At 68.9% G+C, this 11,987-nt stretch carries 10 protein-coding genes; all 10 read left to right on the top strand.

What is annotated here, in order from left to right:
* Nucleotides 1-12: 12 nt before the first annotated feature.
* Nucleotides 13-1,401, top strand: a complete 1,389-nt coding sequence (locus tag D6682_04165) for a DegQ family serine endoprotease (protein ID RMH51588.1) — start codon at nucleotides 13-15, stop codon at nucleotides 1,399-1,401.
* A 25-nt stretch (nucleotides 1,402-1,426) separates the two neighbouring features.
* The gene (ligA, locus tag D6682_04160; GenBank protein ID RMH51587.1) at nucleotides 1,427-3,445 is read left to right on the top strand and encodes an NAD-dependent DNA ligase LigA; all 2,019 of its coding nucleotides are present in this window, start codon (nucleotides 1,427-1,429) and stop codon (nucleotides 3,443-3,445) included.
* Nucleotides 3,446-3,451: 6 nt separating this feature from the next.
* Nucleotides 3,452-4,144 (top strand): PAS domain S-box protein, encoded by a 693-nt coding sequence (locus D6682_04155; protein ID RMH51586.1) that lies wholly within the window; start codon nucleotides 3,452-3,454, stop codon nucleotides 4,142-4,144.
* Nucleotides 4,145-4,172: 28 nt separating this feature from the next.
* A complete protein-coding gene (locus D6682_04150) occupies nucleotides 4,173-6,011 on the top strand; it encodes a hypothetical protein (GenBank protein ID RMH51585.1) in 1,839 nt (612 codons plus the stop codon).
* A gap of 16 nt (nucleotides 6,012-6,027) precedes the next feature.
* Nucleotides 6,028-6,336, top strand: a complete 309-nt coding sequence (locus tag D6682_04145) for a DUF4398 domain-containing protein (GenBank protein ID RMH51584.1) — start codon at nucleotides 6,028-6,030, stop codon at nucleotides 6,334-6,336.
* Nucleotides 6,337-6,518: 182 nt separating this feature from the next.
* Nucleotides 6,519-7,772 carry an NADP-dependent isocitrate dehydrogenase gene (locus tag D6682_04140; GenBank protein ID RMH51583.1) on the top strand — a complete coding sequence of 418 codons (1,254 nt, stop codon included), beginning with the start codon at nucleotides 6,519-6,521 and terminating at the stop codon, nucleotides 7,770-7,772.
* A gap of 144 nt (nucleotides 7,773-7,916) precedes the next feature.
* Nucleotides 7,917-9,920 carry a sodium-translocating pyrophosphatase gene (locus D6682_04135; protein ID RMH51582.1) on the top strand — a complete coding sequence of 668 codons (2,004 nt, stop codon included), beginning with the start codon at nucleotides 7,917-7,919 and terminating at the stop codon, nucleotides 9,918-9,920.
* Nucleotides 9,917-10,351 carry a hypothetical protein gene (locus tag D6682_04130; protein RMH51581.1) on the top strand — a complete coding sequence of 145 codons (435 nt, stop codon included), beginning with the start codon at nucleotides 9,917-9,919 and terminating at the stop codon, nucleotides 10,349-10,351. The genes D6682_04135 and D6682_04130 overlap by 4 nt, the downstream gene beginning before the upstream one ends.
* A complete protein-coding gene (locus D6682_04125) occupies nucleotides 10,335-10,865 on the top strand; it encodes a hypothetical protein (GenBank protein RMH51580.1) in 531 nt (176 codons plus the stop codon). The genes D6682_04130 and D6682_04125 overlap by 17 nt, the downstream gene beginning before the upstream one ends.
* Nucleotides 10,866-10,914: 49 nt before the next feature.
* A complete protein-coding gene (locus D6682_04120) occupies nucleotides 10,915-11,859 on the top strand; it encodes a TonB C-terminal domain-containing protein (protein ID RMH51579.1) in 945 nt (314 codons plus the stop codon).
* Nucleotides 11,860-11,987 lie beyond the last annotated feature (128 nt).

The following is an 11,987-nucleotide window of genomic DNA, read 5'->3' as shown; positions in this document are numbered from 1 at the left end:
GGGGATGCCATCGTGAGACCTGCACCGCTGCTCTTCCTCACCGCCCTGCCGGTCCTGCTTCCGGCGCCGGCCGCCCATGCCCTGCCGAACAGCTTCGCCGACCTGGCCGCCGCCCAGTCCAGATCGGTGGTCAACATCAGCACCACCAAGCTGGTGCGCCCCCGCCTGCCGGGCCACGGCTTCGGCCCCTCCCCCTTCCGCGGCACGCCGTTCGACCAGTTCTTCCAGCAGTTCTTCAACCAGATGCCCCCGCGGGAGACCCATGCCCTCGGCTCTGGATTCATCATCTCACGCGACGGCTACATCCTGACCAACAACCATGTGATCGAGGGCGCCGACGAGATCATGGTCAAGCTCAAGGACGAGACCGAGCTGCCGGCGAAGGTGATCGGCACCGACGCCAAGCTCGACGTCGCCCTGATCAAGGTGGAGGGGCACAACTTCCGGCCGGTGACCATGGGTGACTCCGACAAGCTGCGCGTCGGCGACTGGGTGGTGGCCATCGGCAACCCGTTCGGCCTGGAGCAGACGGTCACCGCCGGCATCGTCTCGGCCAAGGGGCGGGTGATCGGCGCCGGCCCCTACGACAACTTCATCCAGACCGACGCGGCGATCAACCCGGGCAACTCCGGAGGGCCGCTGTTCAACATCGAGGGCGAGGTGATCGGCATCAACACCTCGATCATCACCCGCAGCGGCGGCAGCAACGGCATCGGCTTCGCCATCCCGATCAACCTGGCCCGTTCGGTGCTCGACGATCTCAAACGGACCGGCCATGTCGAGCGCGCCCGGCTCGGCGTGGTCATCGCCGACATCGACAAGGAGACGCAGAAGGCGCTCGGCCTGCCCAACCGCGAGGGTGCACTGGTGCCGCAGGTCGAGGCGGGCAGCGCCGCCGACCGCGCAGGTCTGCGCGCCGGCGACGTGATCGTGGCGCTCGACGGCAAGCCGGTGAAGCATGCACACGATCTGCCGATCCGCATCGCCCGCCACCACCCCGGAGACCGGGTGATCGTGCGCATCATCCGCGACGGCCGGCTGCTCGACCTGCCGGTGGAGCTGGAGGAGATGCCCGAGGATCAGACCACCCCGGGCGGCGCGGCGGGCGGACGCCACCCGGTGGGGGTGGCGGTCTCCACCCTCGATCGCGACACGCGCGAGCGGCTGCATGCCCGCGTTGACCACGGCGTGGTGGTGGAGCGGGTGCTGCGCGGCTCGCCGGCGGCACGCGCCGGCCTGGAGCGAGGGGACGTCATCTACCGCATCAACGGCACGCCGATCGACGACGTGCGCGACTTCCGCCGCTTCGAGCGGCTGCTGGAGAAGGGGGAGGCACTGCGCGTACTGATCGACCGCAAGGGGGACCAGGTCTTCGCCGTGGTCCAGCCGCCGAGGAAATAGCCCCCCCGCAGCGGATCCCGACCGGGTGGCGGAACGCGGAGGGCTGGAGCGGGAGATCATCGAGCTGCGGCGGCAGCTGCAGGAGCACAACCACCGCTACTACATCGACGACGCACCGACGATCAGCGACGCCGAGTACGACGCGCTGCTGCGCCGGCTGCAACGGTTGGAGACGGAGGCGGGGCTGCCGATCCCTCCCGATTCGCCGACGCAGACGGTCGGCGCGCCGCCTTCAACCCGATTCACCCCCCGCCGCCACAAGGTGGCGATGCTCTCACTGGAGAACGCCTTCAGCGACGCCGAGATGGCCGCCTTCGACCGGCGGCTGCGCACCCTGCTCGGCGACGGAGCCGATTGCGAATACGTCGTCGAGCCGAAGATCGACGGGCTGGCCGTCAACCTGACCTACATCGACGGGCGGCTGGTCTGCGCCGCCACCCGCGGTGACGGCACGCAGGGGGAGGATGTCACCGCCAACGCCCGCACCATCGCCGACATCCCCTGGCGGCTGCGGGGCGAGCCCCCTCCGGAGCTGGAGATACGCGGCGAGGTGCTGATGGACCGCCCCACCTTCACCCGGCTCAACCGGGAGCGCCGGGCGGAGGGCGCCGCCCCGTTCGCCAACCCGCGCAACGCCGCCGCCGGCTCGCTGCGCCAGCGCGACCCCCGCGTCACCGCCGGGCGCGGCCTGCGCTTCTTCGCCTACGCGGTGGGCGCGGGGCTGGAGGCGATCCCGGCGGCCAATCAGGAGGGGCTGCTTGCCTGGCTGCGGGGGTGTGGCCTTCCGGTCCAGCCGTGGCAGAAGTGCGCCACCATCGACGAGATCGTGGCGTTGGTCGCCCGCTGGGAGCGGGAGCTGCGCCACAGCCTCCCCTACGACATCGACGGGCTGGTGTTCAAACTCAACGACTTCGCGCAGCAGCAGCGGGTCGGCGCGCTGGCCCGGGCGCCGCGCTGGGCGATCGCGCGCAAGTTCGCCGCCGAGGAGGCGACCACCCGCGTGGCGGCGATCCGCTGGCAGGTGGGGCGCACCGGCGTGCTCACGCCGGTGGCCGATCTCGATCCGGTGGCGGTGGCCGGGGTGACGGTGACCCACGCAACACTGCACAACATCGACGAGCTGCGGCGCAAGGATGTCCGCCCCGGCGATCGGGTGGTGGTGCGCCGCGCCGGCGAGGTGATCCCGGAGATCGTCCGCTCGCTCGGCCGGGAGGGAACGCGCGCCGAACCACCTGACGCGCCGGAGACCTGCCCCGCCTGCGGCGCCCGCACCCGGCGCGCGACCGGCGAGGTGGCGATCCGCTGCGACAACATCTCCTGCCCGGCGCAACTGCTGCAGCACTGCCGCCACTTCGTCTCGCGCGAGGCGATGGATATCGACGGGCTGGGTAGGAAACTGCTGACCCGCCTGGTGGACGAGGGGATGGTGACCTCGATCGCCGACCTCTACCGGCTGCCGTGGAGCCGGATCGCCGAATGGGAGGGGATGGGCGAGAAGAAGATCGCCAATCTGCGGCAGGCGGTCGAGGCGAGCAAGAGCCGGCCGCTGGAACGTTTTCTCTTCGCGCTCGGCATCCGCCACGTCGGCGCGGCCACCGCCCGTGCGCTGGCCGGCCGCTTCCCCTCGCTGGAGCGGTTGCAGGCGGCCCCGATCGATGCGCTCACCGCCATCGACGGCATCGGCGAGGCGGTGGCCCGGGCGATCCGGGACTTCTTCTCCGAGCCGCGCAACCGGCGCCTGCTCGACGAGCTGGCCGGGCTCGGGGTGCGTCCACAAGTGGCCGAAGGGGGCGCCGACGCCCCCCGACCGCTCGCCGGCAGGCGGATCGTGGTCACCGGTACCATCGAAGGGTGGAGCAGGCGCGCGCTGGAGCAGCGGCTGCGCGCCCTGGGCGCGGCGCTCTCCTCCTCGGTCTCCGCCCGCACCGATCTGGTGATCGCCGGGGAGCGGGCGGGGGGCAAACTGACCCGTGCCCGGGAGCTCGGGGTTAGTGTCCTGAACAGCGCCGATCTGCCCAACTGGCTGGAAGCCATGGAGGATTAGCATCCCATGCGCAACAATGGGCTCCGCCCGCCGCCGCATGGATGCGGAGGAGCCCCTGTCGTCGGCGGCCAAGACGGCGGCCGGGCTCCATTTCCCCCGGCCGTTCGGGGTGTTGAAGTTGCGCCGCCTTCACGTATGGTTGCAGCCCGATCAACCCAAGGAGGGTCGTCCATGCGCGTGAATCTTCCCGTCACCAACAAGGTCAACGACTCGATGCGTGACGACGAGTGGATCTGCTCCAAGACCGACCTCAAGGGGGTCATCACCTACGCCAACGACGTCTTCTGCCGCATCTCCGGCTACTCCGCCGACGAGCTGGTCGGCGCGCCCCACAGCATCGTCCGCCACCCCGACATGCCCTGCATCGCCTTCGCCTGGTGTTGGGACACCCTCGCGCAGGGCAAGGAGTGGCGCGGCCAGGTGAAGAACCGCTGCAAGAACGGCGACACCTACTGGGTCGACGTCACCATGACCCCGCAGCGCGACGCCGAGGGGCGGATCACCGGCTACTTCGCCGTGCGGCGCAAGATGACTCGGGAGAAGATCCAGGAGATGGACGCCCTCTACAAGAGCCTCTCCGCCGCCGAAGGGACGCTCGAGGAGCGCGCCCGGCTGACGCCGGAGCAGATCGACAAGATGTACCGGGAGAGCCCGCTCTACGCCCTGGCCCATCCCGAGGCGGCGAAGCAGGCCGGTTGAACGACCGCAGACCGACGGGGGGTACCCGATGAAGTTGATGCGCAAATGCAGAAAGATCCTGAGGGAGGAGGGGCTGATCGGCTTCCCGCTGCGCATCCCGCTGCGCCGGATGACCGCCATCGCCTTCACCTTCATCACCCTGGTCATCGTCGGGCTCACCCTCCTCTCCATCCACGAAGCCAAGGAGGTGACCGTGGAGATGCACGAGGCCAAGGAGTCGTCGATCGGCGACATCATGGCCACCACCAGGTTGCAGATGCATGTGCTCGAGGCGCAGAACCAACTGGCCCTGGCCGCCACAACCGGCGACGAGAAGATCGGCGACGACGCCGATACGGTGGTGGAGAAGTTCTACGACGACATCGGCGAGATGCTCAACCGCTACGGCGACATGGAGATGAACGACAACATCCAGGCGGCGCTCGGCCGGCTGCAGGATGTGGCCACCGAGTTCAACAACCTGGTCGAGCTGGCCGATGCGGTCGGCGAGGCGCGCGAGGCGGGAGATGCCAAGGCGCTGTCGGAGGCGATCGCCAGGCTCAACGAGAAGGGGCACGATCTGGTCGGCTCGCTCTCGCGGGTGGTCAAGTTCCAGAAGGATGAGATGGACCGCCGCTTCACCGGCGTGGACGCCGGCATCGGCGACATGCTGCACAACCTCTGGGGGATGATCGTCGCCGTCATCCTGGTCGGGCTGATCACCCAGATCACCTTCAACACGGTGATCGGCCGCCGCATCAGCCGGCTGCTGGCGGTGATGGACGAATGGGCCCACAGGCTGATGGCGCCCCGGGTGCAGCCGATCATGTGCAACGACGAGATCGGCCAGCTCTCCCACCGGATCAACCGGCTGGGGGACAACATGGAGGCCTTCATGATGGAGATCACCTCCAGCCTCGAGGCGATGAGCAGAGGCGATCTCGATCGCCGCGTCGACACCCGTGGCCTCTCGCTGGAGATGAAGCGCACCGGCGATGCGGTCAACGCCAACCTCAACTCGGTGGCCGACTTCACCCGCAAGGCGCAGGAGACGCAGAAGGCGCTGGCCGACTTCGAGGAGCGGATCAAGGGGGTGGTGGAGGAGATGGCTCAGGTCTCCGGCGCGATCGAGCGGCAGGCGGGCCATCTGGCCGAAAGCGCGGAGAACTCGAAGAACCGCGCGGCCAGCTCGACCGAGGGGGCGCAGGTGGCGGCGAACAACGTCGGCACCGTCGCCGCCGCCGCCGAGGAGCTGACCGCCTCGATTGCGCTCGAGGGGGAGCACATCGTCGAGGCGGGCAAGATTGTCAACCGGGCGATCGAGCAGGCCAACGCCACCCGCGCCACCGTCGGCGAGCTGGGCAAGGCGACCAAGGAGATCGGAGATGTGGTGGAGCTGATCTCCGAGATCGCCGAGCAGACCAACCTGCTGGCGCTCAACGCCTCGATCGAGGCGGCACGCGCCGGCGAGGCGGGGCGCGGCTTCGCCGTGGTGGCCGGCGAAGTGAAGGACCTGGCCAACCAGACGGCGCAGGCCACCGATCAGATCTCGCGTCAGATCAAGCGGCTGCAGGCGGAGAGCGATCAGAGCACCGAGGCGATCCACGCCATCGCCGACACCATCGCCGAGGTGGTCAATATCACCGGGCAGATCACCTCCGAGGCCGACCAGCAGCAGGAGGCGACCCAGGAGATCGCCGCCAGCATCGCCAACGCCAACGACTCGGTGGTGCAGGTGACTGAGAACATGGCCGATGTGACCCGCGCCGCCGAGGAGACCGGGGAGGCATCGCAGGAGATGCTGACCGCAGCCAAAAGGCTGGAGGAGACCACCACCAAGCTCAACGATTTCGTCTACGACTTCCTGCAAAAGCTGGAGCAGCGCTGAGCGGGACGGTCGGCCGATGGCCCGATACCCCCTGCTGATCGCCGCCCTGCTGATCGCCGCCGGCTGTGTCAAACACCAGCCGCCGGTACAGATGATGGCCGAGGCGCGGGCGGCGCTGCAGGCGGCCCACCGGCTCCACCCCCCCGCGGAGAGCGCCGCGGCCGGGATGGTGAAGAAGGCCGACGCCGCTCTGCATCAGGCGAGCCTGCTGCTCGCAGGCCACCGCTTCGACGAGGCCCGTGCCAAGGCCCGTGTCGCCCGCAACCTGGCCCGTCGCGCCATCCGCATGCAACAACGTCGCGCCACCCGCATGCAACAACAATGACGGCTTCGCAAGAAGCCATCATCGCGACCATGGACGGCCGCGCAAATCAAGAGCCTGCGTAAGCAAGTGATTGATTTGTAAGAGGATCGAAGAGCGTGCTCTTCGATCGCCGTACAGCCAAAGAGTCCACGGACGGACTTTTTGCGATTCCATCAACACTCCGAGGAAAGGAAACCCGACCGATGAGCCAGAGCGTCACCCCCCCGCCGTTCGGCGAGAAGATCACCATGGGCCGCGATGGCCGGCTGCAGGTGCCCGAGAAGCCGATCATCGCCTTCATCGAAGGGGACGGCACTGGGCGGGACATCTGGGCGGCGGCGCAGCGGGTGCTCGATGCCGCGGTGGCCGCCGCATACGGCGATCGACGCAAGATCGCCTGGATGGAGCTCTTCGCCGGTGAGAAGGCGTGGGAGCGCTCCGGGCGGCGGGACGACGGCTGGCTGCCCGCCGAAACCCTGGAGGGCTTCCGCGAATACCTGGTCGGCATCAAGGGGCCGCTGACCACCCCGATCGGTGGCGGCATCACCTCGCTCAACGTGGCGCTGCGCCAGCAGCTCGATCTCTATGTCTGCCTGCGGCCGGTCAAGTACTTCCCCGGCGTCCCCAGCCCGGTGAAGCACCCCGAGGCGGTGGACATGGTCATCTTCCGCGAGAACACCGAGGACATCTACGCCGGCATCGAGTGGCCGGCCGAGAGCGATGATGCCCGCCGGGTGATCGACTTCCTGCGGCGGCAGATGGGTGTGGCCAAAATCCGCTTCCCCGAGAGCAGCGCCATCGGCATCAAGCCGGTGTCGCGCGAAGGCAGCGAGCGGCTGATCCGCGCGGCGATCCGCTACGCCATCGACAACAAGCGCAAGAGCGTCACCCTGGTGCACAAGGGCAACATCATGAAGTTCACCGAGGGCGGCTTCCGCAACTGGGGCTATGCGCTGGCCAAACGGGAGTTCGATGCTGAAGAGATCGACGGCGGGCCGTGGTGCCGGCTGCCCAACGGCATCGTGATCAAGGATGCGATCGCCGACATCACCCTGCAGCAGGTGTTGACCCGACCGGCGGAGTTCGACGTCATCGCCACGCTCAACCTCAACGGCGACTACCTCTCCGACGCGCTGGCCGCGCAGGTCGGCGGCATCGGCATCGCGCCGGGGGCCAACATCAACTACGATACCGGCCACGCCATCTTCGAGGCCACCCACGGCACCGCGCCCAAGTATGCCGACAAGAACATGGTCAACCCCTCTTCGGTGATCCTCTCCGGCGAGATGATGTTCCGCTACATCGGCTGGCACGAGGCCGCCGACGCCATCTTGCATGCGATCAGCGCCACCATCGCCGCCAGGACGGTGACCTACGACTTCCACCGTCAGATGGAGGGGGCGACCAGGCTCTCCACCTCGGAGTTCGGCGACGCGTTGATCCGCCACATGGGGTGACGCCGCCGAAGGGCGGACGGTAGCCGCTGCGATGGCGCAGTTCGGTCTGGCTGATCGGGGCTTCGCTCAACAGTGAAGGCCGCGCTCTTCGATTCCCGTGCGGCCGGAAAGTCCATGGACGGACTTGTTGCGATCAGGTAGCAGATGACGGAACTTCTTCCCCCACTTCTCGGCATCGTCGGCTTAGGCTGCGCCTACTACTACTACCGCAGGATCATGGCCCTGCCCGCCGGCAGCGGCAGGGTGGTCGAGATCGCCCGGGCGATCCATCAAGGCGCCATGGTCTTCCTCAAACGGGAATACTCCATCCTCCTCTTCTTCGCCGCGGCGATCGCCATCGCGCTGTGGCTCTCCCCGCTGGGGGCCGCGACCATGTTCGCCTTTCTGCTCGGAGCCGGCTGCTCGGCACTGGCCGGCTACTGCGGCATGTTCGCCGCCACCCAGGCCAACGTGCGCACCACGGTGGCCGCCCACGGCGAGGGCTCGGCCCGTGCGCTCAATGTCGCTTTCATGGGTGGTTCGGTGATGGGGTTGACCGTGGCCGCGCTCGGCCTGCTCGGCCTGGGCTGCCTCTACCTGCTCTTCGGCGGCGATCCGGAGACGGCGCACGCCATCCACGGCTTCGGTATGGGCGCCTCCTCGGTGGCGCTCTTCTCCCGCGTCGGCGGCGGCATCTACACTAAGAGCGCCGATGTCGGCGCCGATCTGGTGGGCAAGGTGGAGGCGGGCATCCCCGAGGACGATCCGCGCAATCCCGGAGTGATCGCCGACAATGTCGGCGACAACGTCGGCGACGTCGCCGGCATGGGCTCGGACATCTTCGAGTCCTACTGCGGCGCGATGATCGCCTCCATCGCCATCGCCTCGACCATGACCGTCGAGGCGGTCGCACCCCTGGGCAGGCGCGAGGCGCTGATGTTTTTGCCGTTGGCCCTCTCCTCCGCCGGGATCGTCTGCTCGCTGCTCGGCATCGCGCTGGTCAACCGCAACGCCGACAAGCGGCTCGACGTGGCGCTGCGCATCGGCACCATCGGCGCGGCGGTGCTCTTCATCGTCGCCGCCTTCGCGGTGATCGCCGCCTCCGGCATCACCCCGGCGGTGTGGGGGGCGGTGCTCGCCGGCGCCATCGGCGGCATCGTCGTCGGGCTGGTCACCGAGTACTACACCGGCGGTAAGCCGGTCGACCACCTCGCCAAATCGGGGGAGACCGGACCGGCCACGGTGATGATCACCGGCCTGGCCACCGGCATGGAGTCGGTGGCGCTGCCGGTGTTGACCATCTGCGTGGTCATCTTCACCGCGTCACAGCTGTGCGGACTCTACGGCGTGGGCATCGCGGCGGTCGGCATGCTGGCCACCGTCGGTATCACCATGGCCATCGACGCCTACGGCCCGGTGGCCGACAACGCCGGCGGCATCGCCGAGATGGCCGGCTTCGGCGAGGAGACCCGCCGCATCACCGACTCGCTCGACGAGATGGGCAACACCACCGCCGCCATCGGCAAGGGCTTCGCCATCAGCGCGGCGGCGCTGGCCGCGCTGGCCATCATCACCGCCTACGCCCAGACCGTCGCCCACCACCGCCCCGGCTTCACGCTGGAGATGACCAACCCGCGCATGCTGATCGGCATGTTCCTCGGTGGCATTCTGCCCTACTTCATCGGCTCGATCACCATGACCGCGGTGGGCGACGCCGCCTTCGACATGATCAAGGAGATCCGCCGCCAGTTTCGTGAGATCCCGGGATTGATGGAGGGAAGCGCCCGGCCGGACACCGACCGCTGCGTGGACATCGCCACCACTGCTGCGCTCAAGCGGATGATCCTGCCCGGGCTGCTCGCGGTCGGCGCGCCGGTGGTGGTCGGCTTCGGCCTCGGTGCCGAGGCGCTCGGCGGGATGCTCGGCGGCGCGCTGCTCTCCTGCGTGCTGCTGGCGTTGACCATGGCCAATGCCGGCGGCGCCTGGGACAACGCCAAGAAGCATGTCGAGAAGGGCCACTACGGCGGCAAGGGGTCGGAGGTACACGCGGCGACGGTGGTCGGCGACACCGTAGGCGACCCGTTCAAGGATACCAGCGGCCCGGCGATGAACATCCTGATCAACGTCATGGCCATCGTCTCGCTGGTGATCGCGCCGCTTCTGTCGTGAGCCTGGGGCCGCGCCGCGGCCACGCCTCCCCCTCCTTCTCACCCCTGGGCAACCGTGCCGACCGCATCCTGCTGCTGCTGGTGCTGCTGGCCATCGCCGCCGGATTCCGACTGGCCGCGCAACAGGCCGCCGCGCTACCGCAGAGCGTGCGCATCTACCACGGCAACCGACTGATCGCCCGCTACCCATATCCGCAACCGGGCACACCGGCGCGCATCGTGGAGGTGACCGGCGATCTCGGCTCGGCCCGCATCTCCATCGCGCCGGAGGGGGTGCGCATGATCCATGCCCCGTGCGGCAGCCAGCAGTGCGTGGCCAGCGGCGTGCATCGTCAGAGCGGCGACATGATCGTCTGCCTGCCCAACCGCATCTCGGTGCTGATCATTGGTCGCGCCGACCGCCAACCACCCTTCGATGCCCTCGGCCAGTAGTGGTGCGGAGCGGCTCGATCTGCTCCGGCGGCGCTACCGCTGGCTGGCACTGCTGGTGCTCGCCGCAGCACTGCAGCTGTTCGAGTCGCTGCTTCCCTCGCTCGGGCCGTGGTTCAAGCCGGGGCTGGCCAACATCGGCACCCTGCTCGCCCTGGCCATGCTCGGCGCCCGCGCCGCCTTCTCGCTCGCCCTCGCCCGGGTGGTGCTCGGCGCACTATTCCTCGGCACGCTGCTCACCCCCACCTTCCTGGTCAGCCTCGTCGCGGCACTGGTCGCGGCGGCGGTGATGGCTGCGCTGTGGCGGCTGCGCTGCGGCCTCTCGCCGGTCGGCATCAGCCTCGCCGGCGCCGTCGCCCACATGGCGACCCAGGTGGCGGTGGTCGAGACGTTGATCGTGCAACAGCGCGCCCTCTTCTACCTGCTGCCGCCGCTGCTGTTGCTCTCCACCGCCACCGGCTGGATCAACGGGGTGATCGCCGGCTACATCGACGCCCGACTGGCGGCCGTGAGGTGAGACGACCGTTTCGGGCGGATCGCCACCTTTCGCCCTAGCATTGCGCCTTGTGAACGCGACCGCCCTGCCCCCCTCCTTCCCCCGGTGGCGCCGCCGTGATCCGCTGCTGCTGCGCGCCCTGATCGCCTCCATCCTGCTCCACCTGCTGCTGATCGCCATCATCGGCCTGCGCCACGGCCACCCCCCCAAAGAGGTGCGGCGCGAGCCCCGGATCATGGATGTGGTGCTGTTCCAACAGCCGAAAAGGCAGAAGAGGTTGCGCAACGACCAGGCGCGGATCATCGCCAACCAGACGGTGAAGGGGGCCGCACCCAAGCTGCACGATACCATCGACCGCATCGCCCGCGCCCCACAGGTCACCCCACGCCCGCAACCGCCGTCCCCGCCCCGACCGCTGCCCGCACCGCGCGTCCCGCCGCTGCCGACCCCGAGACGGCGCAACAAGCCGGCACCGAAGGCGGAGCAGAGGCAACCGCGACTGCACCGACACAAAAAGGCCGAGCCCCTGCCGCCGCCGAAGCCGGCGCCCAAACCCAAGCCGATGCTGCGGCCGATCCCGCTGGCGCAACTGATGCCATCGGCACTCCCCTTCGCCCGACGCTCCCCGCAACGGGATCGCACCCGCGCGCGCCACCTCCCCCGGCGCGAGGCCAACATCCCGATCAACACCCGCGAGGAGAAGTACGCTTCCTACGCCCACGCGCTGGTCGATGCGCTCGAGGAGCAGTGGCGCCCCGGACAGGCCGACTACGCCGACCACCCGGAGCAGGATCGCCGCGTGCTGCTCAAGCTGAGCATCGACCGCGACGGCTCGCTCGCCGCGGTGGAGATCCTCCGCCCCAGCCCGATCGCGGCGCTCAACGACAGCGCGATCCGGGCGATCCACGACGCAGCCCCCTTCCGCCCGCTCCCCTCGGCCTGGGGGTTGGATCGGGCCAGCTTCTTCCTCACCTTCGAGGTGGTGGCCGGAGGCTTCGTCTTCCGTGGCATGTGACGCTTCGAATCGCAACACGTCCATGGAGGGACGTTTTGCACTCTGATCAATACGACACCGATCCGGAGACGGCGCTGCCGGCGTGGTACCGCCGCCACCGACGCGACCTGCCGTGGCGCCGCACCCGC

The organism is Zetaproteobacteria bacterium (genome assembly GCA_003696765.1).
Classification (GTDB): domain Bacteria; phylum Pseudomonadota; class Zetaproteobacteria; order Mariprofundales; family J009; genus RFFX01.
This window is presented reverse-complemented; position numbering and strand designations above follow the sequence as displayed.